20 protein-coding genes and 2 pseudogenes are annotated in these 26,891 nt (G+C 66.1%); 7 read left to right on the top strand and 15 right to left on the bottom strand.

Annotation, left to right across the window (positions count from 1 at the left end; translation table 11 throughout):
• Positions 1-2: 2 nt before the first annotated feature.
• From LMU33_RS17345 to LMU33_RS17315, 7 genes are all read right to left on the bottom strand, one after another.
• Positions 3-1,589, bottom strand: a complete 1,587-nt coding sequence (locus LMU33_RS17345) for a hypothetical protein (RefSeq protein WP_228621273.1) — start codon at positions 1,587-1,589, stop codon at positions 3-5.
• Between the two features lie 87 nt (positions 1,590-1,676).
• Positions 1,677-1,997 carry a hypothetical protein gene (locus tag LMU33_RS17340; RefSeq protein ID WP_228621272.1) on the bottom strand — a complete coding sequence of 107 codons (321 nt, stop codon included), beginning with the start codon at positions 1,995-1,997 and terminating at the stop codon, positions 1,677-1,679.
• Positions 1,998-2,019: 22 nt separating this feature from the next.
• Entirely contained in the window at positions 2,020-2,358 is a 339-nt protein-coding gene (locus LMU33_RS17335; RefSeq protein ID WP_228621271.1) for an RRQRL motif-containing zinc-binding protein, read from the bottom strand.
• Complete coding sequence (locus LMU33_RS17330; protein WP_228621270.1) at positions 2,358-3,365, bottom strand: DUF2637 domain-containing protein; 1,008 nt, start codon at positions 3,363-3,365, stop codon at positions 2,358-2,360. The genes LMU33_RS17335 and LMU33_RS17330 overlap by 1 nt, the downstream gene beginning before the upstream one ends.
• Entirely contained in the window at positions 3,362-3,892 is a 531-nt protein-coding gene (locus tag LMU33_RS17325) for a hypothetical protein (RefSeq protein WP_228621269.1), read from the bottom strand. The genes LMU33_RS17330 and LMU33_RS17325 overlap by 4 nt, the downstream gene beginning before the upstream one ends.
• A complete protein-coding gene (locus LMU33_RS17320) occupies positions 3,889-4,146 on the bottom strand; it encodes a DUF6284 family protein (protein WP_228621268.1) in 258 nt (85 codons plus the stop codon). The genes LMU33_RS17325 and LMU33_RS17320 overlap by 4 nt, the downstream gene beginning before the upstream one ends.
• Positions 4,147-4,235: 89 nt before the next feature.
• Complete coding sequence (locus LMU33_RS17315) at positions 4,236-4,391, bottom strand: hypothetical protein (protein ID WP_228621267.1); 156 nt, start codon at positions 4,389-4,391, stop codon at positions 4,236-4,238.
• A gap of 567 nt (positions 4,392-4,958) precedes the next feature.
• On the opposite strand from LMU33_RS17315, the gene LMU33_RS17310 reads away from it, so the two are divergent.
• Positions 4,959-5,294 (top strand): winged helix-turn-helix domain-containing protein, encoded by a 336-nt coding sequence (locus LMU33_RS17310; RefSeq protein WP_228621266.1) that lies wholly within the window; start codon positions 4,959-4,961, stop codon positions 5,292-5,294.
• A 158-nt stretch (positions 5,295-5,452) separates the two neighbouring features.
• A complete protein-coding gene (locus LMU33_RS17305; RefSeq protein ID WP_228621265.1) occupies positions 5,453-6,700 on the top strand; it encodes an NsdA family TPR-like regulatory protein in 1,248 nt (415 codons plus the stop codon).
• Between the two features lie 63 nt (positions 6,701-6,763).
• Here the strand turns inward: LMU33_RS17305 and LMU33_RS42005 are convergent, their stop codons facing one another.
• From LMU33_RS42005 to LMU33_RS17290, 5 genes and pseudogenes are all read right to left on the bottom strand, one after another.
• Positions 6,764-7,264 carry a DUF4411 family protein gene (locus LMU33_RS42005; protein ID WP_372477980.1) on the bottom strand — a complete coding sequence of 167 codons (501 nt, stop codon included), beginning with the start codon at positions 7,262-7,264 and terminating at the stop codon, positions 6,764-6,766.
• Positions 7,264-7,377 (bottom strand): DUF8813 domain-containing protein, encoded by a 114-nt coding sequence (locus tag LMU33_RS42305; RefSeq protein ID WP_504967694.1) that lies wholly within the window; start codon positions 7,375-7,377, stop codon positions 7,264-7,266. The genes LMU33_RS42005 and LMU33_RS42305 overlap by 1 nt, the downstream gene beginning before the upstream one ends.
• Positions 7,374-8,423 carry an ImmA/IrrE family metallo-endopeptidase gene (locus LMU33_RS17300; RefSeq protein ID WP_228621264.1) on the bottom strand — a complete coding sequence of 350 codons (1,050 nt, stop codon included), beginning with the start codon at positions 8,421-8,423 and terminating at the stop codon, positions 7,374-7,376. Before LMU33_RS17300 ends, LMU33_RS42305 begins: the two co-directional genes overlap by 4 nt.
• Before the next feature lie 402 nt (positions 8,424-8,825).
• Positions 8,826-9,216 (bottom strand): annotated as a pseudogene (locus LMU33_RS17295) (very short patch repair endonuclease).
• A gap of 259 nt (positions 9,217-9,475) precedes the next feature.
• Positions 9,476-10,546 (bottom strand): phage baseplate protein, encoded by a 1,071-nt coding sequence (locus LMU33_RS17290; RefSeq protein ID WP_228621263.1) that lies wholly within the window; start codon positions 10,544-10,546, stop codon positions 9,476-9,478.
• 354 nt (positions 10,547-10,900) lie between these two features.
• Here LMU33_RS17290 and LMU33_RS17285 point away from each other — a divergent pair, with 354 nt between their 5' ends.
• Both LMU33_RS17285 and LMU33_RS17280 read left to right on the top strand, forming a co-directional pair.
• Positions 10,901-17,953 carry an RHS repeat-associated core domain-containing protein gene (locus LMU33_RS17285; RefSeq protein WP_228621262.1) on the top strand — a complete coding sequence of 2,351 codons (7,053 nt, stop codon included), beginning with the start codon at positions 10,901-10,903 and terminating at the stop codon, positions 17,951-17,953.
• Positions 17,950-18,243: a S1 domain-containing protein gene (locus LMU33_RS17280; RefSeq protein WP_228621261.1), complete on the top strand. Its 294-nt coding sequence runs from the start codon at positions 17,950-17,952 to the stop codon at positions 18,241-18,243. The genes LMU33_RS17285 and LMU33_RS17280 overlap by 4 nt, the downstream gene beginning before the upstream one ends.
• Before the next feature lie 108 nt (positions 18,244-18,351).
• Here the strand turns inward: LMU33_RS17280 and LMU33_RS17275 are convergent.
• Together LMU33_RS17275 and LMU33_RS17270 are read right to left on the bottom strand one after the other, a co-directional pair.
• Positions 18,352-19,035 (bottom strand): annotated as a pseudogene (locus LMU33_RS17275) (site-specific integrase); the annotation flags it as partial.
• A gap of 1,068 nt (positions 19,036-20,103) precedes the next feature.
• Positions 20,104-20,643, bottom strand: coding sequence for a hypothetical protein (locus tag LMU33_RS17270; protein WP_228621260.1), 540 nt, complete (start codon positions 20,641-20,643; stop codon positions 20,104-20,106).
• A gap of 109 nt (positions 20,644-20,752) precedes the next feature.
• Between LMU33_RS17270 and fxsT the strand changes: the two genes are divergently transcribed.
• A complete protein-coding gene (gene fxsT, locus LMU33_RS17265) occupies positions 20,753-23,779 on the top strand; it encodes an FxSxx-COOH system tetratricopeptide repeat protein (RefSeq protein ID WP_228621259.1) in 3,027 nt (1,008 codons plus the stop codon).
• A gap of 863 nt (positions 23,780-24,642) precedes the next feature.
• A complete protein-coding gene (locus LMU33_RS17260; RefSeq protein WP_228621258.1) occupies positions 24,643-25,197 on the top strand; it encodes a hypothetical protein in 555 nt (184 codons plus the stop codon).
• A 619-nt stretch (positions 25,198-25,816) separates the two neighbouring features.
• Here LMU33_RS17260 and LMU33_RS17255 read toward each other — a convergent pair.
• Positions 25,817-26,299, bottom strand: coding sequence for a carboxymuconolactone decarboxylase family protein (locus tag LMU33_RS17255; protein WP_228621257.1), 483 nt, complete (start codon positions 26,297-26,299; stop codon positions 25,817-25,819).
• A 218-nt stretch (positions 26,300-26,517) separates the two neighbouring features.
• Here LMU33_RS17255 and LMU33_RS17250 point away from each other — a divergent pair, with 218 nt between their 5' ends.
• On the top strand, positions 26,518-26,871 hold the full coding sequence (locus LMU33_RS17250) for a DUF6233 domain-containing protein (RefSeq protein WP_228621256.1): 354 nt from the start codon (positions 26,518-26,520) through the stop codon (positions 26,869-26,871).
• Positions 26,872-26,891 lie beyond the last annotated feature (20 nt).

The raw sequence follows: 26,891 nt of genomic DNA, 5'->3' as shown, positions 1-26,891 counted from the left end.
GTTTAGACGTTCCAGCCCTTCTCGGCCTCGTGGCCGTTGCGGGGGTCCTCGTGCCGGGCGATGTCCTGGGCGTGGACCTGCCGGAACAGCGGTCCCATGTCCTCGGCGACCGCGACGGTGCTCATCAGGGCGCCGAAGATGTCGTTGAAGCCGTCCGCGACCTCCTTTTCCAGCGGGAACTCGCTGTCGGAGCGCTCGGCGAGGATCTTCATTACGTTCGCCACGCTGGTCAGCGCGGCCGGGAGCCCCTCGACCATGGCGAGGATTTCCATGCAGTCCTCGGGGTCGTAGGAGTTGGCGGCCTGCTCCATCTCGGCCGCGGCCTCTTCGAACCGGAAACCGGACACGTGCTCTCCTTCACTCAGCTCGGATGTGCTGCTGCTGGTGGGCACCGTGGTTGCGGGCCGCTGAACGCCGTCCGCGATGCCGTCCGTGCCGTCCTCGGTGGCCTGCGCGTCGGCGGCGGCCTCCTGCTCGGCCAGGTCCTCGCGGATCGCCGCATCGCGTGCGGCGCGCTGCTCGGCCGCCACACCGGCCAGACGCCGGTACAGGCGGCGGCCGGGGTGCATCAGCCACGGGATGCGGAACTTGCGTCCGAGCGGGGTGGTCAGGCAGCCGAGCAGGCCGATCGGGAGGGCGAGCAGGGCGGCGAGCAGGCGGCGGCCGTGGAAGCGGGCTGCGGACCTGCGCAGTGCCTTGCGGGCGGCCTTACGTGCGGGGGCCTTGCGGAGCGCGGCCCGCTGCGTGGCCACCGTGCCTCCCGTCTTGGCGTCGCGCTTGGCACGCTGCTTGGCGATGGCCGCATCTCGCGCGGCACGAGCCTTGCGGGCGACGCCGCCTAGCAGGCGGCCCGTCAGTCCCGTGCCCTTGCCCAGTCGAGCGTTGCTGGCTGCGGCTTTGGCGTTGCGGCGGGCGTCGGCGACCGCGCGGCGGGCGGCGGTGGTCTGCGCCCGCTGCCCGGCCTGTGATCCGGCCGCGGCCTGCTGAGCCGACCGCAGGGCCTTTATCTGTCCGACACGGCCCGCAGCACTCCCCGTGCCACCGGTCGCTCGCTTGAACGCGCCCTGACCGGCCGCGCCGCGCTTGCTCGGGCCGGTGGCGGTGCTGGCGTGGCGGCCGGCGGTCCCGGTACCGCGTCGGTGCCGGCCCGGCACACCGCCCGCCCGACCGCCGGAACGACCGGCACGGGAAGCAGCCGAACGATGCCCGGCCCTGCCGCCCGCACCCGTCCCACCGTGGCGCAGGCCTGCGCTCCGGGCTGCTGTGCGGCCGGCGGCGCGGGCCGCGGCCCGGCGGGCGTCGCGGCGGGAGTTGGGCTTGCGGGAGCGGGTGGCGGCGACGGTACCGAGGACGACGGCGCCGGTGGCGGCGACCATGGCGGCGATCGGGCCGCCGGCCAGGGAGGCTGCCGCGACCATGCCGACGGTGCTGTTCGCGCCGGTCAGGGCGAGCGGGACGACCGGCCAGCCGCCGGGCGTGTGCTCGACCTCAGCCGTGGCCGGGGCCTGTTCGGTTGGGGCGGGGGCGGGCGGGGACGGTTCGGGTGCGGCAGCCTCGACGGCTACCGGCTCGGTGCTGAGTTCCGTCATGCTGAGAGCACTCCTCTGGTGGAGTAGGGCCCGGCCGGGGCCGTAGGAAGTTGCCGGCCGGGCCTGCCTATGCGGGGAAGCCGAAGGTCACATGGCGCGGTGCGGGTGTCGGGCGGCGATCTCCTGCCAGCGCCGGTTCTCGGCGGCGTCGGCGTTGGTCAGCTGCACGCGGAAGTCGCAGCCCGGCTGCTTGCACTGGTGCGTCGTGGTGGACAGCGCGTCGAGTACGCGGAAGGCCAGGCTGGTGAAGGTGGTCAGGCACGACACGGAGCAGGCCACCAGCAGCGAGGCGGGGACGCCGTAGTCAGACAGCCGCACGCCGATCGCTCCGGCCAGTGCCGCGCAGGCGACGACGATGCCGGCCTGGACCAGGCGGCGCCGCGGAGTGGTAGTCGGGTTGACGCTCAACTCTCCAGTCGATGAAAGGGGTTCAGGCGGCGCGCTGTTCCTCGGGGTAGGCGCAGGTCACGCACATGCCGAGTGAGAGCGGGATGACGTATCCGGCGTCCCGGCCGCACTCCGGGCAGGTACGGCGCGCGGCGTTCGCTTTCGCCAGCGCTTCCCGCTTGGCGGGCGTCATCGGCCGGACCGGCTTGGCCTGCTCGATCGAGTACAGGTAGCCGACCAGCGGACCGCGGCGGCGCCGCGGACGCTCGATCTGCGCGGCCACCTCCTGCCCGCCCGGCCGTAGACCGAGGGCGCGCAGTTGACGGCGGGTGGCCAACCCGTCAGGGGCGAGCCGCCACCGATAGACCGGAACGGCGGCCATTACCGGCTCGCGATGGCCAGCTCAGCGCCGCCCGTGCCCGGGTCGCGGTGTTCGGCGTAGCGGGCGGAGACCCAGCCCACCGACCAGCCGCACAGCTCCGCCGCAGACCGTACCGACAGTTCCGCGCCAAAGGCGGCGGCCACGATGGCGCGCGCCTCGTCCTCGGGGAGCTTGCTCGTGGCCGGGCCGCGCTGAAGCAGCGCGGCGCGTTCACGCGCGGCCCGCTCCTCACGCTCCTGCTGTTCACGGCGTTCACGCTCCGCCCGCTCCGCAGCCTCACGGGCGCGGCGTTCGGCGGCCTCCCACTCGGCCCGTTCACGCTCCCGCTCGCGCTGTTCACGCTCGCGTTCACGGCGTTCACGCTCGGCCCGCTCAGCCATCTCCAGCGCGGCCCTGCGCTCCTGTTCCTCGCGCCAGCGCCGCTCTTCCCGCTCGGCCTGTTCACGGGCCAGAGCGGCCTCGTGCTCACGCCGTTCACGCTCCATCTGGGCGGCGTGCTCGCGTTCCTCACGGGCCTGCCGGCGGGCGGCTTCCGCCCGCTCGCGGGCCGCCTGCTCAGCTGCCGCACGCTCGGCACGCCGCTGCTCTTCTGCCCGCGCCACCGCCGCGGCGAGCGCCCGCCGGTAGGCCAGCGAGGTTTCCGCCGTGACGATCAGCAGCAGCGGCGCAACCGAGTGGACAGCCACGCCCACCAGGTCTTTCTTCAACGCGGAGTCTGCGGTGTTCAGCGCGAGCGTCATCAGACCGGTCATCCACCGCAGCACCATCGGCCAGCGCCCGCCGTGCCCGCCCAGACGGGCCAGCACGTCATCGAGCTTGACCACGATGACCACCGCGGCATCGACCACCAGCGGCAGAATCGGCGCCGTCCACGCCCACTGATCCGCCGTGTGCTCCGCCATGAGCGGTGTGACGGTGAGGATGGAGTAGAGCATCGCCCCGCACACGATCAGCCAGGTGCCGCCCGACAGCGCGCGCTCCGCTGAACGGGTCTGAACACTGTTCATGCCGCCCCCTGGACCGGCTTCGCAGCAGGCGGGTGAGCGCGGCGGAAACCGTTGGAGGCGGCGTTGTAGATGAACGCCTCACAGCGCCACGTGAACGCCGCGGCCGGGCGTTCATCGCAGGGCTGCCACACCTGATCCGCCGACACGCCGTGGGTGGCGGTGTCGGCGTGCGCGTCCTCGCGGGAGGCGTAGATGGTGTGCGGCTCGCCGTGGTGCAGCAGCATCAGCGTCTGCCCCTCCACCGACCCGGCCTGCAGCTCCCGGCGTAGACGGCGGATCGCGATGTCCTTCAGCAGCAGCTCCTGCTGCGCGGCGGACAGCTCCTCCAACGCGCGAGCAAGGATCACCCCCACCTCGGACGTGGCCGCCTCGGCGCGCTCGGCGCGGTCGGTGACGGCGAACAGCTCCCGAACGTGCTGGGACCAGGCGGCATCCGCTTGCCCCTGCACCTCACGGGCGCGCGTGCGGGCCTGGTCGGCGTCCTCACTCAGCCGCCGCAGACGCCCGGCGGTGACAAGGCGGATCACGCTGCCTCCCCGGCCCCGTAGCGGTTGGCCAGAGCGCGACGGGCGGCGAGCACCTTGCGCCGCGCCCGACGAAGGCGCCGCGCGTCCACCTCGGTGACCGGCCGGTCCAGGGTGGTGATCTGCGCGTCCAGCAACTCGACCTCCGCCGTGATGAGCGGGAGCTCCCGCTCGATGGCGTCCAGTTCCGCGGCCGTCGGCTCGCGGTCGTACTCAGCGGCGGTAACAACCGCCTGAACAGCACCGATGTGCCTCATGGGTCGTGACTCCTCTGCTCTGGTACGGCCCGACAGCACCCCCGGAGGCCCTTATCTCCGGGGGTGCGCCGTTTCTGGGGTGAGTTGGGTCAGTCCTGCTCGGAGGTGATGCCGTAAGCGGCGTCCAGCTCGGCCTTCACGTCCGTGCACTCGCCGGACTCGATCCGGGCGTAGACCTGCTGGCCCTTGTCGACGTTCTCCGGGGTGGTCAGGTCGATCGGCTGCTGCGTGTTCTCGCTGGCCATGCGGACTCCTGACGTGTGTCGTAGGTGGTGGACCCGGCCGGCCAAGCCGGCCTGCGGCTCCCCACACCCCGCCCGTACGACCACCGCAGCGAATGCGGGACCGGACAGGCGAGGGAGGCAACCGGCCGCAGCGCTAGCCGCCGCGATGGCAGGAAGTGAGCGGACCGGATTGGCCGCGAGCGCGCGTACCGCTCACGGACCGGGATGACGTACTGGCGCCCGCCGGCCGGTCCGTCACGGCGGCGCCCACAGTCTTCGTCGGTGCACTGGATGTCCCATCAGTCGAGGTCAACAGGGGTGAATCACTGCAAGGGGGACCACGTCCCCACTCTCCGGCCGTTGCTCGTGGTCGCCGGGCCACCTCGCCAGACCGGGCCGAAACCCTGATTGATCCCCTGGCCTTTAGCGGGATTGCAGCGTCCCCGCCCTGTGCATTCGTGCAGGTCAAACGGCCGTTTCCCAGGGATCCGGGCGACCGCTCATTGACTAGCTTGCACTAGTCTGCTGTGGTGCACAACCCTCGCGGGGTGATGCGCACTAGTTCGCTGTGGTGGGTACGCTCAGAGCATGACTGCCACAGGAGGGCCGAAGCCGAAAGCGGTGCAGGTCGCGGACGCACTTCGCGACGACATCAAGAAGATGAAGCCGGGGGACAAACTCCCGTCACAGCGCGAGTTGATCGACCGCTTCGGATTCGCGAGCCAGACCATCCAGAACGGCTTGGCTGCGCTCCGGGCCGAAGGGTTGATCGTGTCGGCCGGCAATCTCGGCAACTTCGTCAGCGACGGGGCTTCCCCCAGCAGCGACGTGCGCGACGACATCAAGGAAATCCGCTCCCAGATTCAGGCATTGGCTGAACGGGTCGCAGTGCTCGAAGAGCGCTCCGTCCCGGGTGGTGCGTGATCTGCAACCAGCATGCGGGGAACGGAAGTTGTGAGGTAAGTGACACCCAGGGGACGGCTCGGCGGAGGTGGGGACATGTCCAGTGACACCCCTGTGTCCCCTTCCCTGTCCCCCTGGCTCGCGGGTGAGACTCGGAGTAGGCACTCGGAGGAGGGCGCATGACCGACGACAGGCCCGCATGGGCGCGGCGCATCGCTGCTGAACGAGCGGCCCGTGACTGGTCGCAGCGTGACGCGGTAAGGGTGCTGCGGGCGCACGCTCCCACGGAGCTGCCCGCGGAAGACAGCATGATTCGCCAGTGGAAGCGCTGGGAGTCAGGCCAGATGCCGAACGACTTCTACCAACCGATCATCGCGGCCCCTTTCGGCACCGTGACTCACGCACTCTTCCCGGCGCCCTCCCGGCGAGACGGGGACAAGGAGATCCTGGCCGCGTCCGGCATGGAGACGCTGGAGATCGTCAGCCGTCTCAACCGGTCCGACGTCGACAACGCCACGCTTGATGCCCTCCGGATCACGGCGGACCGGCTCGCCTCGGAGTACCCGTTCATGCCGAGCGAACAGCTCCTCATCGAGGGGCGGCAGTGGCTACGCCGTGTCGTCGAACTTCACACGAAGAGCCTCACACTCGCGCAGCACCGCGAGGTGCTCGCACTGTCCGGTTGGCTCGCGCTACTGGTCGGCTGTGTCGAGTACGACACGGGCGCCCGTCACGCGGCCGAGTCGACGCGACAGGCCGCGCTCTCACTCGCGACCGAGGCTGACCATGCCGAGGTGGCCGGGTGGGCACACGAAATGCGGGCATGGTTCGCCCTCACGAACGGCGACTACCGCGGCGTCATCGCAGCGGCCCAGGCCGGAGCCGAGACGGCACAGCATCACGGCGTGGCCGTACAGCTCGCAGCCCAGGAAGCCAAGGCGTGGGCGCGGATCGGTGACCGCCGGCAAGTCGAGGTGGCCTTGGACAAGGGGCGGCGGTTGCTCGAAGGGATGCCGTACCCCGAGAACCTTGACAACCACTTCGTGGTTGACCCAGCCAAGTTCGATTTCTACGCGATGGACTGCTACCGCCTGGTCGGCGAAGACAAGCTTGCGCGCACGCTCGCAGAAGAGGTGCTGAGGGCGGGAACAGACTTCGACGGCACCGAGCGTTCGCCGATGCGCAACGCAGAAGCGCGGGTCACGCTAGGAGTCACGGCGGCGCGTGAGGGCGACTTGGAACAGGCACTCATCATGGGTGAGCGGGCTCTCGAAGGGGACCGCAAGTCGGTGCCTTCACTGATCATGACCAGCCGCGAGCTTGCTGCCGAGATGCGCCACCGGTACAGCTCCGAGCCGGGGGCACAGGACTACCTCGCCCGGCTTCACTCGCTCGCCGAGCAGAAGCCCGGGTTCATGCCTCGGTGACTTCACGAGAGGCGACCTGGGTTCACATGGACCCAGGTCCTCGCGTCATTAACCGTACGACGATCAGGCAGCCGTCGGCGTTTGGAAGTCAAGCCGCGCTCTCGAATTGCGCAACATTACGAATGTATTCGCGTAAGTCACACCCATCGCCTCGCAGGCGTCTGGAATAAGAATACGCCTCTTGGAGTCCGGCCGAGGTTGTTCGTGGGTGACGAGCGTATGATTGTGCGCTATCGCATAGGCCACCAAGAAGAAATCGGCCGTATTATTCAAGAATTCCGCGATGGCAGCAGTCGTGTAGCTGCGAGAATTAGCCCAAACCGTAAGCGGAGCAAAGTGCGTGGTAGTGACTGCGTCTATGGGCCGAAAGAAGTCAGGATGACTGCTCGCCCAATCTGCTAGCTCGTCCCCACCCTGGATCAACTCATCCCTTACAGGCTCAATGCTGCATGCTACGAAGTTAGTGTGAGCGTAATCAAGCCACGCCCAGAATCCAGGCGCTATATCAAAGGCATAGTAGCGATTCTTCGCCTCGATCAGCACGTTGGAGTCGACTAGATACATTAGGCGGCCCCGATACTCGCAACGAGATTCTCAAACGTCTGATGCTTTTTCGTACCCAGAAGATGATAGGCATCCCTGAAGGGCGTCCCGCCTTCAAAGGTGTCTGCGATCACTGCGCGTGCGAACCGAACCGTCGACCAAGACGCAGAGGCTGCGTGTTATAGAAACTGCCACCAGACTCACCCTCCCGCCCTGCCATTGCGGCGACAACACGTTGGCGTTCAGCAGCGTACCGCGCCTGATAGTCATCCCATTGAAGGAACCCTGCATCATAGAGCCGCTTCAAAACCACTAGGGTACTTACGCGATACCGACGCGCAAGACGTTCCAACTCGGCAACTGTGGCGTCACCGCCGTACTCACTGCGAATTTCAACCAGCGGAACAAGCACCTCTGCTGCCACACGATTGCACCATAGCTCCGCTTCATTGTCACTCTTCTTCGCCATTGCAGCATCAGAGAGTGCACTTTCACCGAGCCAGATATGGCAAAGCTCATGAACCACGGTGAAGATTTGAGCAGCTTTAGTATCCGCACCGTTAACGAAAATCAGCGGAGCAATGGGATCGGACAGGGCGAAGCCGCGAAACTCCTCCGGCTTTAGCTTACGATGCGTGTCAGCTCCCACCACCCCATTGACCATAACGAGAACCCCAATACCCTCGATGCGGTCGATGAGTTGGCGCAACGCTTCTTGCCAAGTTGCAAAAGCCGTCCGCTCAGAAACGCTGAAGCGCAACGCTTCCCTGATCTCGTCGGCTACTTCACGGGAGTCACTAGACGTGTTTACAGATCCAACGAATTCGAGGTCTGGGGCGCCGTGACTGTTCGCGTAATCGCGGTACCAGTCCTGCCGCGACTGGCAGGAATAGATGGTGTCAAGGAGGTCGACGGAGGGGCGAACAATGGCGCGATTGCCGAGCGTTCGCATGTCGGGGATCGGTACAGGCTCCTCCGGCGGCTCAGGGAGGAACAGGAGTCCGAGCGGTGCGTGGGTGAGGTGAGCGAAACGCTCCAACTGCTTCAGCGTGGGGCGAGCTCTCCCGGTAAGCCACTCGTCAAGCTTCGGGACACGTTGGGCAGCAATCTCCTCCGACCATCCGGCCCGCTCAACCGCCCACTCCAACAGAGCCGGTTCCACCCGGACACGGACAGACATGCCACTCACCTCCCCCTCGACCATAGGTTAGGGACCAAAGTGACGCTTGCGAACTCTACGTTCTGTCACGGATCGGTCACCGCCGTAGATGCTTCTCTGCCCAGTTGCGTTGCGGAGCATGCTCGGGCTGTCCGTACACCAAGCTCATGCCGGCAACAGGGACGCACGTAGTCGGCCGAGCGAGCGCGCCCAGAGGCCCCGGGACCAGGCACGATCCGCCCACGATATGGCCCCGCAGGCGTCCGAGCAGGGGGCCAAACGGGGGGCCAAACAAGGCAGCCGCGCCCGTACCGTCCTGGACGGCTATGGACGCCTGCGGAGTGGTACGTGCAGCTCAGCACCTTGTGGACAAGGTCACAAAGGGCCTGATCGCGTTCAGGACGAAGAAGTCGTCGGCTTCCCCTATGAGCGGGACTCACGCCTAGTCGAGGTGACGCAAGCGGCGACCCGGTCGGCAACGTACTCGGGGGATTCGTGCTCCCAAAAGCGCAGGACAGTCCATCCCTCAGCCGTCAGGGTGGTCGGTCGTTTCGACATCCCGAGCCATGTTCCTGTCGAGCTTGGCTCGCCACCACTCCGCGTTCGTCTTCGGCTGTGTTGCGTGCTCAGGACAGCCGTGCCAGAAGCAGCCGTCGATGAAGACGGCGATCTTGGCCTTCGTGAAGACGATGTCGATTACGCGACGGGGCATGCTGGGGACCGGAACGTTCACCCGGTAGCGCATGCCCGCCGCGTGCAGGAGCCGTCGGACCGCAACCTCAGCAGCGGTGTCGCGGGAGCTCTGTCGGCTCATGCGGGCCGACACTGCGAGGGAAGAAGGGGTGACTTGGGGCATGGCAGCATTTTGCCGGCGCGGGCGCGTACGGGGATGGGGCCAGAGGCGCACGGCCAGAGCTCGCTGAGCTCGTCCTTGCTGAAGATGCTCAACAGGCTGCAGGTAGGGCTGAACGAGGGGCCCAATCTGTTGACCGGACCCCTCGCGATGCCCTGGCGGCTCTGCTCGCCTGACGACCTACTGCGCTGGTTACTCCGCGACGATCAATATCGCCGCATCAAATCAGGCTGCTCTTGTAGTAAAAGCTGGCCATCTTGTCGGTATCCGTGGCCGAGTTTTCCGAGGCGAATCCCATGACCAGTCGGCAGGCTGCCATGTTGCTGGTGTCCGGGATCTGGATGGCGAGGCCTTCGGGTTCCCGGTAGTAGAGGCTCTGGGCGGCCTTGGTGAGCTGGCGGTCGCTGACGGATCCGGTGTTCCAGTCGATTCTGGTGATGTAGGTGTTGCCGTCAGGATTGGTGGGCGTCGTCGTGGTGTTGTTGGCGTACGTGTAGGCGTTTCCGTCGATCATGTACAGGTACTGGCCGAGGCTTGTGAAGCCCTGGAAGTCGGAATAGGCGGCGCCGGTCGGCTGGGTGACCGTGGCCAGCGGGGTGAACGTGCCGGACTTGAAAGCGGCGAGGTCGTAGAGGCTGAACATGAAGGTGCCGTTGAGCCGGTAGCGCACGGCCAGGCGGCTGTTGACCGGGTCGATGGCCACCGTGGTGCGGTCAGCTCCGGAGACGGGGCTGTACTTGGTCAGCTGCGATGAGCCGGTGTTGAGGACCGCGCCGTTGACGAACTTGAAGCGGGCCAACTTGCTGCCCCAGCCATTGGTGACGTTGTTCGCATCGGTGGACGCAACGGCGTCGGTTTCGGTCCACAGGTAGGCGCTGTTGCCGGAGGGTTCGGCGGCTATCGCGACGCCGTGGCCGAATCCCTTGAGGTACATACGCCCGATTTCCGCACCGGTGAGGTCCAGGCGGGTGACGACTAGATCGCCGTTGGCCGAGCGTTCGTCGCCGGTGTACTGGCGGGATTCCCCCGGGAGTTGCCTGGAGGCTTGGACGAGGCCGACCGTGTAGATGTGCTTGTTGGTGTTGTCGAAGGAGAAGGACTGCATGACGCGGACGTCTTGGAGTCCTATTTCCCGCAACAACTCGGACGACGCCGCGGTGAGGTCGAACTTCGAGGACGCGGCGACGGTTGCGGATGCGGTGCCGCTGGTCAAGGCGACGGTGGCGGCCGAGCCCAAGGTGGCCGTTCCCAGCATTCCTCCGGCCCATTTCATCAACTGTCTGCGGCTCATCGTCGAAAGAGCGTCCCGCATGCTGCCCACAACCCCCTGCTTCGCATTGGTTGGAGGATTGAAGCACCACGCGATCAGTCCACGCCAGCCCGGACTGCTGTTGGTTCCCCAAAGGCGCAAAGTGTGATGCGTATCACCGGAAGGCTCTGTTGGGGCTTGTCGTCATCCGACGCTCGATGTCCGTTTCGTTGATCTTTACCTGAAGCTTATCCGTCGGTTACGTTCCGCATCGCCTTTGTGGCCGGGCTGTGGGTTTCGGGTGAAGCCGCAGGCCGGGGCATGGGCCTGTGAGTGTTTGCGGGGCGGGGCCGGGGATGGTGCGGACTCTGTGCCATGTCTGGTGGGGGTTGCGCGATGTCATCGCGGTTGAAGAGTCTGGTGCTGGTCATTTCCGGTGCTCTGGTGGCGGGCGTCCTCACCGGCGTGCCGGCGGCGGCTTCGCCGCAGTCGGGCGCGTCGCATGTCACGCGCACACCGTCGGTGCCGGTGCAGCCCGCCGCGCCCGCTCGTAAGGACGAGCACGACCCGACGCTCAGCAAACCGGTTGCATCGCACTGGCCGAAGGCGACCGGCGCTTTGGTGAACCTGAACGGCGTCAAGCCGGGCAAGGCGCTGGCGGTGGCTCCGTCCGGTGCGGTGGTCGACGCCGCCGGCAGCGACGCGAACGCGAACGCCGCGGTCGTGTCGGTTGGCCCCGCGTCTCATTCCGATCTGGTGAAAAATGGTTCCCGTACAGGCGCGTTGAGCAGTGACTTGGCGGCGAAGGCGACGTCGGCGCCTGGTTCGGTCGACGTGGAGGTGCTGGACCGCAAGGCGGTGGCCCCTGCGGGCGGTGTCGGGCTGGGGGTGCAGCTGACCCGCAAGGACGAGGTCTCGGCCGCGGGGCCGGTACGGGTGACGCTGGACTACTCGGGTTTCAGGAACGCCTACGGCGGTGACTTCGCCTCGCGTCTGCGGCTGGTGAAGGTTCCGGCGTGTGCGCTGACCACGCCGAAGGCCAAGGGTTGTTCGCCCGGTGACCGGAAGATCGTCAAGGCGACCAACGATGTGAAGACCGGCACTTTGACGGCGACGGTCGAGGCGGACGGCGATCCGTCGGGCCGGCTGTCGCTGACCGGAGTGGGGTCGGGGGCGTCGACGCAGTTGGTGCGGTCGGCGCCGATGGCTACCTCCACCACGTCGTCGGGAACGGTGTACACGGTGGCGTCGACGTCGTCGTCGGACGCGGGAGATTACCGGGCCTCGTCGTTGAACGCGTCGGGTTCGTGGGATGTGTCGGTGGGGTCGGGTGCGTTCACCTACGATCTGCCGATCCAGCTGCCGAAGCCTCCGACGGGGTCGGCGCCGTCGCTGTCCCTCTCGTACGACTCGCAGTCGGTGGACGCCCTGACGTCGTCGGCGAACACGCAAGCGTCCTGGGCCGGTCTGGGCTGGGACCTGAACGTCGGATACATCGAGCGGCGCTACCGCAACTGCAGCCAGGACGGCATCTCGGACGTCGGTGACCTGTGCTGGGACTCGCCCAACACCGCTCAGGAGCCGGACGGCGCCGTGTATGTGATCAGCCTGAACGGGGTGAACTCCGAGCTGGTGCAGGACGGCACCGGCACGGGTTCGTACCACGTGCAGGACGATCCGGGCTGGCGGGTCCAGCACCTGACCGGCGGGCACGGCGCCGACGACGAGTACTGGGTGATCTCCGCGCAGGACGGGACGCGCTACTACTTCGGCTGGGGCCGCTCGGAGCGCACCGACCCGGATCCGAACTGGGACAAGTACACGCACTCGGTGCTGACTGTGCCCGTGGTGGGCAACAACCCCGGTGAGCCGTGCTACTCCCAGTTCCCGGAGCCGTGCACGCAGGCCTACCGGTGGAACCTGGACCGCGTCGTGGACGCCAACGAGGTGGAGACCTCTTACTTCTACGACAAGCAGGAGAACCACTACCGCTCGGTGATCTCCACCGACCAGGCCCGTGTCTACGACGCGGCCTCGTATCTGACGCGGATCGAGTACGGCTGGGCGTCGCAGATCCCGGGCGCGCAGCTGCCCGCCGAGGTGACCCTCAGCCACGTGGGCCGGTGTCAGGACCGGATGTCGTACACCGACCCGCTCACACAGAACGTGCCGGCCTGCCCGTCGATCTCCGATCACCCCGAGGCCTACCCCGACGTGCCGACGGACCTGATCTGCGACGGTACGGCGGCGGACGACTCGTGCAAGAGCATCACCGGAGTGACGTACACGCCGACGTTCTTCTCCACCGACATGCTGTGGGACATCCACACCTGGGTGCGCGACAGTGACTCCTCACCCTGGGACCCGGCGATGCAGTACCAGATGAAGTACGGCCTGCCGGACCCCTCCGGCACCATCGGCCATCAGCTGTGGCTGGACTACGTGGAGCGGCGGGGCTACGGCGACGGCGACGACATCACCCTGCCGACCATCAACTTCAATGGTGAGTGGCTGGACAACCAGGTCGGCTCCGACACACTGAATTTCCGCCGGGTCAACGAGGTCCATGGTGACCTGGGTTCGTTCGTGGACGTGACGTACGCCCAGCCGGACGCCTGCGACATCAACAACCCGCCCACGGAGTCCTCCGACACACAGGACTGCTTCCACCAGACGTGGACGCCGGAGGGCGACACCACGCAACATGGCGGGTGGTTCAAGAAGTACTTGGTCAGCAAGGTCACTTCGGACGCGGGTGTCGGCAAGGGCGCCAATGACGACGGTGATCCGGTGATGACCACCACGTACGAGTACCACGGGGGCGCGGCGTGGGCGTTCCCCAACGACCCGCTGACCCCGGACAGCGACGAGTCGTGGTCGGACTGGCGCGGTTACCAGCAGGTCGAGGTGTTCACCGGTACCAAGGCCAACGCCGCCTCGACGTACTACTGGCTGTACCAGGGCATGGACGGCGACCGCACGTCCAAGTCCGACTCCTCACAGACCCGCAGCGCCAGCGTGATTGACGGCGCCGGCACCAGCTACACCGATCATGCCTGGCTGAAGGGCCAGGTGCTGGAGTCCAGTCAGCGCGACGGCACCGGTCAGTCGCACGAACGGGTGTGGCACGACTACTGGTCGTACGACACCGCCACGTACGTCGGGCTGCCCGATGCCCGGTTCGTACGGGAATCGACGACCACCACCGACGACCTGATCTCGGGAGGCGCCTGGCGCAGACACATCATCAACAACGTCTACGACAACTCCTCCTCGACCAGCACCACCTACGGTCTGCCGGTACGCACCGAGGACCTCGGCGACAACGCGGTCCCCGGCGACGAACGCTGCACCGTCTACGGCCGCGCCTACAACACCGACACCTTCCCCAACTCCGCCGTGAAGCGGTGGATGGTGCTGGACGACGAGACGATCCACCACTCCACCGACTGCGCCGGCCGCAACAGCGCCAACATCGACAGCGACACCATCACCCTGTACGACGGAGCGACGTCGCTCGCCACCGACAAGCCGACGGACGGCAACGTCACCACCGCGATCACCGACATCGACGCGTCGCACTCGCGGACGGTCACCAGCACCTACGACCAGGCCGGCCGTGTGCGGACCGTCACGGACGCCAAGGGCAACGCCACCGGTGACACCGCCGACCACACCACCACAACGACGTATTCGCCGGCCACCTCCTGGCCGACCAGCGGTGTCACCGTCACCACCCCGGACCCGGACGGAACCGGCCCCGGCACGGCGATGACCACCACCACCTGGTACTCCCGGCTGTGGGGCAGCGCGTACAAGATCCTGGACGCCAACGGGCAGACCACCCGCATCGACCACGACGCCGTAGGACGCACCTGGAAGGTGTGGAAGCCGACTGAGATGGGCGGCTACGACGCCGGCACCACCCCCTCGATGCGGTTCACCTACACCATCACCACCAAACCCAACTCCGACGGCGTGCCGTACCTGGTCAACCGCAGCGACGCGCCTCCGGTGGTCAAGAGCGAGACCCTGCAGTCCCGGACCACGTACGTGGCCTCCTACACCTACCTGGACGGCCTGGGCCGGACCCGGGAGACCCAGACCGACGCCCCCGGCGGAACGGGACGCACGGTGGTCTCCACCCGGTACGACACCTCCGGCAACGTCACGGGCACGTCGGCACCGTTCTACAACGACGGTGGCAAGGCCGGAGACGGCATGGTCCTGCCGACCCTGGACACGATCCCGTCGTACGCCGACCTTCTGATCGACTACGCCGGGCGTACCACCCAGTCGCGGATCCTGGCCTACAACAAGCCGCAGATCCAGGGTCAGACGATCACCAACTACCACGGTGACTACACCACCACGATGCCGTCGGTGGGGGAACGGACCAACACCTACACCGACGTGTTCGGGCAGACGTCCAAGGTGGTCGAGTTCGGTCCGTCGACCTACACCACCACCTACCAGTACACGGCGGCCGGCAAGCTCTGGAAGATCACTGACGCCAAGGGCAACGTCACCACCTACACCTACAACTGGGCCGGCGAGCGCACCGCCACCACGGATCCGGACACCGGCTCCTCGTCCACGACCTACGACGACAACGGCAATATCGCCACCACGACAGACGCGAACACCGCCACGCTGTCCTACACGTACGACAACCTGAACCGGCCGCTGACCACCAGCCAGGGCAGCACGGTGCTGAACGCCCACACTTATGACACCGCTCCGGGCGGCGTGGGCCAACTCGCGTCGGCGACCTCGTACTCCGGTGGCAAGGCGTACACCACGGCCGTCACCAGTTACGACGCCGACGGCCGGGCGCTGGGCACCACGTACACGCTGCCCAGCGACACGATGGGCATGGCCGGCAGCTACACCTACGACTACGGCTACGACGCCGCCGGTCACCAGACCAGCGTCCACTACCCCGCACTCGGCGGTCTGCCCGAGGAGACGGTAACCACCGCCTACGACGGCCTCGGCCTGCCTACCAGGGTGACCAGCTCGCTGGGCACCACATATGTCGACGCCACCAACTTTGACACCCTCGGCCGCCTGACCGGCCGCACGTATGGCACGACGGCCAGCACCACGACGACCGCGCAGCGCAGCTACCACTACGACGACGCCACAGGCACCGGGTGGCTGAGCAACATCACCACGACCACCAGTACCAAGAGCACCGTCCAGAACGACACCTACACCCGCGACACGGCCGGGCAGACCACCGAACTGAAGGACAACCTCACCGGTCAGAGCGAGTGCTACAACTACGACGAACTCGACCGCATCACCCGGGCCTGGACCACCGAAGCCTCCACCGCATGCTCCGGCGCGTTCACCCCGGACCTGACCAGCACCACGCTGTCGCCGTACCAGCTGGACTACACCTACGACGGCATCGGCAACCTGCAGAAGGTCACCAGCACCACCTCCTCCGGTGCCAACGTCCGTGACTACGTCTACCCCGGCTACTCCGCCGACCAGTCGACCTACACCGCGGGCGCCGCCCACCCGCACGCCGTCACCAGCATCGTCACCTCCACCGGCACCGACACCTACAGCTACGACGCCGACGGCCAGATGAAGTCCCGCACCGAATCCGGGACCTCCACCGACTACACCTGGAACCCCCTCAACCAGCTCACCAAGACCACCATCCACGCCACCGGCGGCGACAAAACAACCAACTACCTCTACGACGCCGACGGCAACCTCCTGGAACGGGCCGCGCCCACCGAGGCCGTCCTCTACCTCGGCGGCCAGGAATTCCACAAGGCCAGCTCCGCCAACCCCGTCGGCACCCGCTACTACAGCGACGGCACCTCCGTCTGCGCCATGCGTGTCGCCGACAGTGGCAACGGCACCCTCACCTGGTTGATGTCCGACGGGCAGAACTCCAGCCAGCTCACCATCGCCACCGCCACCGGCACCGCCACCCGCCTCCGCTACCTCCCCTTCGGCGCCCAACGCGGTACCACCTCACTGCCCAGCAGCACCGACCGCGGCTTCCTCGGCAAAACCCAGGACGACTCCACCGGCCTCGACATCCTCGGCGCCCGCGCCTACGACCCCACCCTCGGCCGCTTCCTCACCACCGACCCACTCAGCGCCCCCTACGACCCGCAAGACCTCAACGCGTACACCTACTCGAACAACAACCCCATCAGCTACAGCGACCCGACCGGCCTGTGCGCCCAGGCCGATTGCCCCACCCGCAACTGCCCCTCCTGCCTCAACCGCACGCCGACCGACACCAACCCCAACTCGCCGGCGCTGCACGACCACGCAGGTTCGGGCAGCACACCCAGCAACAGACCGCACAAGACCGCGACCTCGAATTCTGCATCGACCACAACGCTGCCGTCCTGCAGCGGCAAAGGCTGTACTGAGGATCCGAACCGCTGGCAAGCCATCCAGCAAGCGGCGGCCGCCGAAACGACCGCTCAGAAGATCCATGACTACGAGATGGTCGGCATGGCGATCGGAGGCCTTGTCGCCGTAGTCCCAGTCGGAGTGGCCTGTGTGGAAGCCCCGGTCATTGCCCCAGCTTGCGTGAGCGGGGCAGGGGGCCTCGCGAACGGCGTCAACTCGATGTTCAGCGGGGCGAACGAAGGCGTGGACCCGGAACCACCAGCCGAGGGGTGCAGCTTCGCCCCGGAGACGCCCGTCCTCATGGAAGACGGCAAGCGCAAGCCCATCGGCAAGATCAAGGTCGGCGACAAGGTCCAGTCCGCCAACCCCCAAACCGGCAAACGCCAAGGCTCTCGCACCGTCCAGCACGTATGGATCAACCACGATCACGACCTGCTCGACGTCACCATACGCACCAGCCGCGGCCACACCTTCACCCTCCACACCACCGCCAACCACCCCTTCTGGGACAACACCACCCGCACCTGGGTTCCGGCCGGCGAACTCCACCACGGCGACGCCCTCAACACGGCCACCAGCGGCCACGTCCACGTCGTCGCTACCCACTCCACGCCCGGCGAGGCGAACCGGTGGAACCTCACCGTCCAGCAACTCCACACGTACTATGTACTCGCCGGTGATACGCCCGTACTCGTTCACAACACTGATCCCGCCTGCGATGTATCGATTTACAAGGCGCCCTCTAAGGGGTTGACCGAAAAGATCATGAAGAATGGATTTGATCACGCGGACTTCCCTGGAACTCCGGGAGATATGTACTCGGATGGAAGTGCCTACTTTGGCATGCAGGATGAAGGGAAGCAGATAGCCCTGGATTACGCGAGTCGTGGAAACTGGGACTCGAATGTGATCGAGGTCAGGATCCCCAAGGCCGACTTCGATGAGCACTTCTCGCGGTACGTCGCGTCGTACGACGGCCGCCCAGGAGCACAGGTGATCATCCCGCATACGGCGTTTGACCAACTGAACAAGTACCCGAGATCGATTGTTGGGCAATGAGTAGCGACGACAACATTCAGGTCAGCGAGTCAGAGCAGGCGCTCATCGGCACGCTCGTCGATGGGACGGTCGAGGCCGTCTTTCGGTGGGGAGTGATTGTCGACCTTGGGTTGTCCCATGTCGGCTTCATCGATGCCCTGTACATCGACGATGAAGATCACTATGCAGTGGGGGATAGGGTGAGCACCTACCTCACATGCTTCGATGCTCGCCAGAATAAGTTCTGGCTTCGGCCTCCAGGGCAAATACCTGTTTCAGAGCGACTCAGGGAAAAGGGGTTCGAAATATAGTTGCTCCGAAGCGTCGGTGAATTTCCGTCGCTGTGAACCGTGAGGCCCCACCGGACTCAGTTCCGGTGGGGCCTCCGGGGCATCTGACAGCAGTAGCTGACGGCAACGTCAGCGGACGAGTGCCGCACAAAGCGGCGGTTCGTCGCCGTTGTTGAGCTTGGTGGCGCTCGGGGTGGGAGCGCGGAGGGCGGTGCTGAGGACGTCGATGGCGTCGCGCTGGAGCCGGAGTCGGACGTGGGCGTAGACGGTGGCGGTAACGCCGATGTGGGCGTGGCCGAGGAGTTCCTTGATGACGACGAGTTCAACGCCCTGCTCCAGGAGGAGTGTCGCGGTCGAGTGGTGGAGGTCGTGAAACCGGATCGGCCGCAGGCGGGCTTCGCGGAGCAGGGCGTTGAAGTGCCGAGTGAGCGTAGCGGGCTCGATCGGGTGCCCGTCCGGCCGCGTGAAGACGTGCCCGCTGCCCTACCACTCCGAGCCCGCCCGGTCTCACTCCCTGGCCTGCCGCTCGCGGTGTGTGCGAAGCGAGGTGACACAGGAGGCCGACAGGGCGATGCGCCGCTCGGAGCTGATGGTCCTGGTCAGCAGGGTGGCCAGCCCGCTGCTGCGGGTGCGCTGCAGGATGCGGCGGATGCTGGCCGTGCCGCTGTCCAGGTCGAGGTCTTCCCAACGCAGGCCGAGGAGTTCGCCCTTGCGCAGACCGGTGCGGAGCGCCAACTCGAACAGCGCGGCGAGCCGATGGCCCTGAGCGGCGGCGAGGGATTCCGGTGCCGACGTTGCGCGGGATCTCCTCGGCAGCTGGCCGTCTAGCTGGACGACCGCAGCGGGGGAGGCCACAAGGCTTTGGCCGATCTCCGGCCAACAAGCCCTCCCGGCGGCTCTGGGTATGAATATAAGGGCAGGTCAGATGAGGTTCGGTGTCGCTGGCGACCGGTCGTGAAAGCCGTCGTGGCGCAAGTGACTGCGGATTCAAGGCCCGCCCTCGTTCGTCACGCTCGCGGGTCAAGCCCCTCAGGGGCGTCCGGCCGCCATGGCCTCGCCGGCTTCCCCGTACTGAAGGAGTCCGGCTGCTGCGTACCCGAAATGGACCTTTTCGGCCAACTTCACCGCCCCACCCACCCCCGTTTCACCTGCGTGGAAAGGGTCCGTGGCCTGCGCACCCTGCGCGGTTGGACCACCGAGTCACGCATTTTCTCCTGTGCGCTCCGCGGGCGCAACGCTTCGTGATCGAACGCTTCACGCCAAGTTGCCATGTCGGCAATGCGGCAGGTGGTGGACTGGGCAGCCCACGTCACGCGAGCAGCGAACCTCGTAACAAGCAGCGAGTGGCACCCCGCATTACCGGGAGGCCGCCCTAACACCCCACTCCAGGCATTCGAGGAAGAAGGTGTCGTCATGACCTTACGCGGCCGATCCGCGCGAACACAGGGGCGTCGTCGTTTTGGGCTATCGCCCGTACTCCTGTCGCTGGCGGTAGTCCCGACCTTGTGTATCTACCCGAACCTTGCAGCCCCGGTCAGTACGGCCGCCGCTGTTCTCGCCGCGCCCCTCCCCGTGCTCAGGAGTCGCCAGGGTCCCCAGTAAGAGCAGTCGGCTCTGGATTCCAGCGCAAGCGAGGGTGACGGCTCCGGCGGGGGCAATCTCTCCTGATATCACAGGCTCTAGTAGTGGGGGAGCAGAGGGAGGTGCATGTTCGTCCCCCATACCTTCCCCAGCAAGAGTGCAGATTCGACTTTCGGCAGGTCAGCGGCAGCTGAGCTAGCCCGCTGTAAATCTGCCGAGCCAAGCCGAGCCGAGTCAGAGCGACGGGCGCCATGCTCCCCCGCGATCACGAGGAACGCCCGCCTCCCGTCTCGTGGTGCATCAGGAGCGGGGATTTGGAAAGGCGCCGAGGAGGTTGGGTACGCCGCAGGCGGCGGCGAGGAGGTCGGCGTACGCGGCTAGGATGCGACGGGTGTCGTTCAAGGCGGTTCGCAGCTGAGCCGACTGGGGCCAGGCGCGCTCATGGTCGCGGCGGGAGCGGTCCGCAGGGCGGCGGCTCTCCCAGTCCTCCAACGCAGGGTGCCAGGCAGCTAGGAGCGGGCGTACACCGTAGTTGAGCATTGCCACCGCCAGGTACCCGAAGTTGTACTCGCCGTTCCGTTTCGGTTCGGCGATCTGCGGCCCGTGACGGCGCAGGATCTCGCGAGCGGTGCCGAACAGCGAGTACAGGCTCGTCAGCGCCTCGCGCAGCAAGCCCTCGTCCTCCCGCAGCGGCACCACAGATACTCGGGTGATCAGCTCCACATACAGCTCCCAGGCAGCTCGCCGCTCCGCGTCGTTTGGCTCCCAACTGCCTGCGATCTCAAGCATCGGCAGCTTCAGCCTGACTTCCACGTTCTTCGGCGCCTGGGCCATCTCCATGCCTCTTCCTGCCTGCGAGATCTCGGCGTTCTGTGCCCCGTCCCACGCTATACGCGAGACCATGGCTGGTGCTCTACGTTACGAGCGTCAGGGGATTCGGGGATCAACGGTGACCGACACCACGCAACGAATTTTTGTCAGCTATGCAGGCCCGGACCGGGCCTGGGCGGAGTGGGTCAGCTGGCAGCTCCAACAGGCCGGGCACCAGGTTGAGCTGGACCGGTGGCACTGGCGCGCCGGAGACGACTTTGTCCAGAAGATGAACCTTGCTCTCGACAGAGCCGACGTGGTGGTGGCCCTGTTCTCCAGGCACTACTTCGCCCCCAAACGATGGACCCGGGAGGAGTGGTCGGCCGCCGTGGCCCTGCGGGGACGCCTCGTTCCGGTGGCGATCGAGCTTCTGGCCGACGACGACGTCCCCGCCCTCCTGGCCGGGATGCTGCGCACAGACGTTCACGGCCTGGACGAGACCGCCGCTACTGCTGCCCTGCTCGAAGCCGTCCATGGACCGGTTACCCCGACCGGTCCGGTCGCCTTCCCCGGCGCCGCCTCCGCCGATACGACTACAGAAGCTGATGCACAGCGTCCCCGACTACCCAGCAGCGTCGGTCTGCCCGAGGTGTGGAATGTCCGTCGCCGCAACCCCGATTTTTCCGGCCGCGAGGCTGTCATGGGGCAGCTTCGTACTGGTCTGCTCAGCGGGCACCAAGCAGTGGTCCAGGCGCTCCACGGCATGGGCGGCATCGGAAAGACCCAGATTGCCTTGGAGTACGCTCACCGCTTCGCCAGCCAGTACGACCTCGTGTGGTGGGTTGATGCCGAACAGGCCGACCAGTTGCCCGTCCGCTACACCGAACTCGCCGACCGCCTCGGCATTGCCAAACCCGACGCCGGCTCCGAACCCAACGCCCGAGCTCTTCTCCAGCACCTGCGGACGCGGCACCGCTGGCTCCTCATTCTCGACAATGCTGAACACCCTGACCAGATCGAGCCCTGGCTCCCCGAAGGGCCAGGCCACGTTCTGATCACCTCACGCAACCCCGACTGGCACGGGATCGCTCACCAGAGCGAGCTGGACGTGTTCACCCGCACTGACTCCTTGGCCTACCTCAAGAGTCGTATCTCGGGAATGACCACCGAGCACGCCGATCTCCTGGCGCAGGATCTCGGCGACCTACCCCTTGCGCTCGCCCAAGCTGCGGGAGTTCTGCGCAGCGGCATGACCCTGGACCGCTACCGTCAACTTCTAACCACCGACACCGCACGCCTCCTGCAGGAGAGTGACGTTCGCGACTATCCCGCGCCGCTGGTCGCGACGGTCAACATCGCCTTTACCCGCCTCGAGGACGACGGCCATCCCGATGCCACGGCCCTGCTCCGTCTCGGCGCGTTCCTCGGCCCCGAACCCATCCCTACTGCCTGGCTGGAGACAGCCCGCCCCCGACTGGCCACCATTCCCGGCGACCCGGACGACCCGATGTGGCTGCGCAACGCCCTCCAGCCCCTTGGCCGCTTCGGACTGGCCCGCACCGATTTCGACACCTTCCAGATCCACCGACTGACCCAAGCCATCCTCCGCACCCAGACCAGTCCTGACGGGGTCACAGCAATCCGCGACGACGTGACCACTGTCCTTGCAGCAGTCAACCCGGGCGACCCGCAATCTCCGGCTGACTGGCCAGCGTGGTCCTCTCTCACCGCCCACCTCACCGCACCCCACGTCACCACCGCGATCACCAACCGGCCTGCACTGCGCCCCACCCTCTCGAAAGCGGCTCACTTTCTCATCTGCAGCGGCCAGCCACGCCCCGCCCATGACCTCAGTGCAGTACTGCATCAGGCATGGAGCACCGATGTGGGGCCAGATCACCCCGACACCCTCACCTGCGCACAGTTTCTGGGGCACGCGACGGTCGGACTTGGCGACTATGCCAAAGGACACCTAATCATCGAGGACACCCTTGTCCGCCGCCGCCGTGTTCTGGGTGAGGACCATCCCGACACCCTCCAGTCGGCCAACGATGTGTCTACCAACCTGTCTTACCTGGGGAAGCACGTTGAGGCCCGCCGCATGCAGGAGGATGTTCTTGCGCGTCGTGGCCGTGTTCGGGGTGAGGACCATCGCGACACCCTCAGTTCCGCCGGCAACCTTGCCAGCATTCTGAACAACTTGGGGGAGCATGAGGAGGCCCGCCGCATCAATGGGGATGTTCTTGCGCGTCGTGGCCGTGTTCTGGGTGAGGACCATCCCGACACCCTCCAGTCGGCCAACAACCTCGCCAGCACCCTCAGCGCCTTGGGGAAGTATGAGGAGGCCCGCCGTATGCAGGAGGATGTTCTTGCGCGTCGTGGCCGTGTTCTGGGTGAGGACCATCGCGACACCCTCAGTTCCGCCGGCAATCTTGCCAGCATTCTGAGCGATTTGGGGGAGCATGAGGAGGCCCGCCGCATGCATGAGGATGTTCTTGCGCGTCGTGGCCGTGTTCTGGGTGAGGACCATCCCGACACCCTCACTGCGGCCAGCAACCTCGCCAGCAGCCTGAGCGCCTTGGGGGAGTATGAGGAGGCCCGCCGCATCAATGGGGATGTTCTTGCGCGTCGTGGCCGTGTTCTGGGTGAGGACCACCCCGACACCCTCAGTTCCGCCGGCAACCTCGCCACCGCCCTGCAAAACTTGGGGGAGTATGAGGAGGCCCGCCGCATGCATGAAGATGTTCTTGCGCGTCGTGGCCGTGTTCTGGGTGAGGACCATCCCGACACCCTCACTGCGGCCAGCAACCTTGCCACCACCCTGAGCGCCTTGGGGGGGTATGAGGAGGCCCGCCGCATGCATGAGGATGTTCTTGCGCGTCGTGGCCGTGTTCTGGGCGAGGACCACCCCGACACCCTGACTTCCGCCAACAACGTCGCCGCCTACCTGCACGCTCTCCGTCGGTACCCGGAGGCGGTCGCACTCTTGAAAGATGTACGTGCTGGCTACGTACGCTTCTTCGGTGCGAAGCATCCCAAAACTGAGCGTGTCACCCGTAATCTCGCCGCTGCGCTGACCGCGATGGGAAGAACGCATGAGGCGCAGCAGTTGACCGGCCGAAAATCGAACAAGGGTAAACGCCGCTTCGGCCGCAAACGCCGTTAACGAAGAATGGCCGGTGTTTCCAGAGCGCAATGCAGTATCGCGCTCACGCTGTAATCAGCTCCCGGCTCGGGCAGGCACAGCATGAAAGCTGACGACGCTCACTGTTCTCAGCTTGGTGGGGCAAGCGTGGGGCAGCTTCACTCAGTGGTGGCTCAGATCCATGGTCAGAGACAGACGCGCGCGGTCTGTAAAACGGCCAGCCTCGCCGAGTGGGGACCGTCTCCGGGGGATCGTCGGTGCAGTTGACGTGAGCAGGTTCTGCACAGGTCATGTCCCGCCATGTGGTGTAGCAGCGATCAAGGTGAATCTGCAGGTCGCGCCCCATCGGCCCGCCCCGACGCCACCGATGACCTGACAGGCCGTTCAGTCGGAGCGGCCATCGCGACCGCCGTCGTAGAGCCCGCGGGCCTGGCCTCGATGAAGGCGGCATCCACACAGGCGTGGCAGCACCGTGGGCGCGCCACACTGACGCAGCGTCAGGTCGGCTTGATGGGCGGCCACGGGAATCAGGCCAGCGAGCTGCGCTTTCGCCGTGATCGCTGCCACACCACTCGGCGGGACGCCATCTCTGCACAGGCGCACGCGCCTGTCTGAGTGAGGACTAGCCGCCCAATTGGTTGGATGCGATCATCGACCTCAAGAGGTATCCATGGAGTAGTGAGTGCTAGACCGATCGAGGAAGAAATGGCCCGATGGGGCGGAGCCGAAGTCGAAGAACCCGGAATGCTGCTGCCGCAAGGACCGCTCGTCAGCGAGCACGAAATCGGCAGCATGGTCGCTGGTCTAGGCGTGTCCAATGGTGGAAGACAGCTGGAACCGCGATTACGGCTTTTGTGGCCATAATTACCGTAGCGTTCACGGGGGTGTCGACCTTCTATCAGGCGCAGGTCTCACAGGAACAGCTCAAGCAAGCGCAGGATCAATCCCAGCGTGAGATCCGAGCTCAAGCCGCGCACATAACGGCCTGGGTCGAAGTGGACACTCATAACGGAGTCAACTCCCTGCATGTGATGAACAGATCGCTCGACCCAGCCAGTTACGTCGTCGCCTACTTCGACGTGATAATAGAGTCGCCGAACAAAACGGTATATCAGCCGGCACTAGCAGAGATTTTGACAACCCCGCCATGCTCGGAAATGGTCCTTCAGCAACATGAAATTCAGGTTGATGTCATCGGCGACGAATATCGCAACTTGGTCGAAGATCGGGAATCTCTACGGAAGGCGAGCGGTATCTATTTGACTGAGCTGCAGTTCGTCGATCGAAATGGTAGGTACTGGAGTCGAACCTCGGAAGCACTGAAAGAAATACCCCCTCCCGCCGTCTGGTATTTCCCGCCGCAATACATACAAGTAAAGGGCCAGTTTCCTCACATTAGTCGTTCTCTCCAATGTACTGACGACAACGCCCCCGGGTAGCTTGAAAACTCATCGTTTGAGTGTCGTGCCGAGCGCTCGCAGGATGCGCCGCAGCACCCCCGACACCCGGGCGCCTAGGCCGAGACAGGGCTCTCTGCTCACCGCTAGCGAACGGCACGCTGTCGAGCGAATGCCAGGAGGGGGCCAAACAGGGCCAAACTGCTTCTGGGTCACTTTCATGATCCAGATCATGGCGAAAACCCCTAGCGGAGCATGGCGTTCAGGCATGGCGTGAGCCCGTCCCGGCGAAGATCATTTAGAAGTTCCTGGTCAGAGCCTCGTGGGGGGTGGCGAAACCTGGCGGATCGTGTCGGCGTTCGCCGGGCGAGTTGAAGAGCGCAGCAGCTGCCTAGCCGGAGCGGTGATGCACAGGGGCTGGGGCAGTGCCCCCGACCGCTCGCTGTGTGGCTGGCAGCCGTCTTGGCGCCTGCTCCTCTGTGGGGCGACCGTGGGGTACTGGGCATGAAGTCAGAGCACAAAAGCTGGTCAGGGCCCGTCACGCGCGCGGTCTGTAAATCTGCCGGCTCAGCCTTCCCAGGTTCGAATCCTGGCGCCGCCACACGGGAAAGAGAGCCCCGTGACCCGCGAGAGCGGGTCACGGGGCTCTCGTCGTCGACCGTCAGTGGAACTTGGCGACCATGCCCGCCTCGTAGTCGCCGGCGGGCTGCTGGGTGATGACGTTTCCGCGGTTGAAGGCGTTGATGACGGCGATCTGGGCCACCAGGTCGGCGAGTTGGTCCTCGTCGTAGTACTTGGCGGCGTTCGCCCAGACCTCGTCCGGGACGCCGCCGGCCGCGTCGGCGATGCGGGTGCCCTGCTCCGTCAGCTCCAGCGCGGCGCGTTCGGCGTCGGTGAAGACCGTGGCCTCGCGCCAGGCGGCGACCAGGTGGAGGCGTACGGCGGTCTCCCCGGCCGCGGTGGCCTCCTTGGTGTGCATGTCGATGCATCCGGCGCAGCCGTTGATCTGGCTGGCGCGGAGCATCATCAGTTCGCGTGTCGAGGCCGGCACGGTCGACTCCGACAGTGCCCTGCCCGCGGCGATGAGGTGCTTCATGGCCTTGGCCGCGACCGGGGCGGCCATGACGTTCAGACGAGCTTCCACGGTGTACTCCTGGGTGATTGCGGGTGTGTACGCCCTCCGCGTACGCCCTCTTGGACAGGACGGCCCCGCGCGCTGTGACAAGGGGGGATGTGACCTGCGTCTCGAGCTGTCTCGACCGGTCTCGACGCATCCCGACGGCGGAGAACCGTTTCACGCGGACCCCGTTCCGTCGCATCCCGCTGGTCGCACTTCCGGGTCTCTTCACTAGAATCGAACGTGTGAACGATGACCGTCCGCTGACGCGTCTCGACATGCTGCGTTTCGCCCGCCGCGTCGTCGAGCATCAGGCCGCGCGGCAGCTCGCCCTGATGGACCGGTGGATCGCGGACGAAGAACGCCGGGAGGCCGAACGGCAGCACCGCCTCGCCGCCCGGCAGGCCGCTCCGGACTGGCTGATCGAGCGCGGCCTGAACGGCCGCACCGCGGTGTACGTCCACGTCGGCGGCTGTACGAGCGCCGGCGGGCGTGCCAAGGGCGTCGGCCGGGACCAGGCCGTACGTGCCCTCACCGAAGAAGGAGTAGCCGCATGCCCGCTGTGCCGCCCCGACACCACGCTGGGAATACTGGAATGACCGGTCCGGGTGCGGACCCG

The organism is Streptomyces barringtoniae, from assembly GCF_020819595.1.
Lineage (GTDB): Bacteria > Actinomycetota > Actinomycetes > Streptomycetales > Streptomycetaceae > Streptomyces > Streptomyces barringtoniae.
Note: the sequence above shows the minus strand (reverse complement) of the source record. Positions and strands in the feature narration are given on the sequence as shown.

What these genes read in the sequence shown, in the direction of transcription:
- LMU33_RS17345 (WP_228621273.1), bottom strand. Translation starts at nt 1,589, where the DNA reads ATGACGGAACTCAGCACCGAGCCGGTAGCCGTCGAGGCTGCCGCACCC.
- LMU33_RS17335 (WP_228621271.1), bottom strand. Translation starts at nt 2,358, where the DNA reads ATGGCCGCCGTTCCGGTCTATCGGTGGCGGCTCGCCCCTGACGGGTTG.
- LMU33_RS17330 (WP_228621270.1), bottom strand. Translation starts at nt 3,365, where the DNA reads ATGAACAGTGTTCAGACCCGTTCAGCGGAGCGCGCGCTGTCGGGCGGC.
- LMU33_RS17320 (WP_228621268.1), bottom strand. Translation starts at nt 4,146, where the DNA reads ATGAGGCACATCGGTGCTGTTCAGGCGGTTGTTACCGCCGCTGAGTAC.
- LMU33_RS17315 (WP_228621267.1), bottom strand. Translation starts at nt 4,391, where the DNA reads ATGGCCAGCGAGAACACGCAGCAGCCGATCGACCTGACCACCCCGGAG.
- LMU33_RS17310 (WP_228621266.1), top strand. Translation starts at nt 4,959, where the DNA reads ATGACTGCCACAGGAGGGCCGAAGCCGAAAGCGGTGCAGGTCGCGGAC.
- LMU33_RS17305 (WP_228621265.1), top strand. Translation starts at nt 5,453, where the DNA reads ATGACCGACGACAGGCCCGCATGGGCGCGGCGCATCGCTGCTGAACGA.
- LMU33_RS42005 (WP_372477980.1), bottom strand. Translation starts at nt 7,264, where the DNA reads ATGTATCTAGTCGACTCCAACGTGCTGATCGAGGCGAAGAATCGCTAC.
- LMU33_RS17300 (WP_228621264.1), bottom strand. Translation starts at nt 8,423, where the DNA reads ATGTCTGTCCGTGTCCGGGTGGAACCGGCTCTGTTGGAGTGGGCGGTT.
- LMU33_RS17290 (WP_228621263.1), bottom strand. Translation starts at nt 10,546, where the DNA reads ATGAGCCGCAGACAGTTGATGAAATGGGCCGGAGGAATGCTGGGAACG.
- LMU33_RS17285 (WP_228621262.1), top strand. Translation starts at nt 10,901, where the DNA reads ATGTCATCGCGGTTGAAGAGTCTGGTGCTGGTCATTTCCGGTGCTCTG.
- LMU33_RS17280 (WP_228621261.1), top strand. Translation starts at nt 17,950, where the DNA reads ATGAGTAGCGACGACAACATTCAGGTCAGCGAGTCAGAGCAGGCGCTC.
- LMU33_RS17270 (WP_228621260.1), bottom strand. Translation starts at nt 20,643, where the DNA reads ATGGAGATGGCCCAGGCGCCGAAGAACGTGGAAGTCAGGCTGAAGCTG.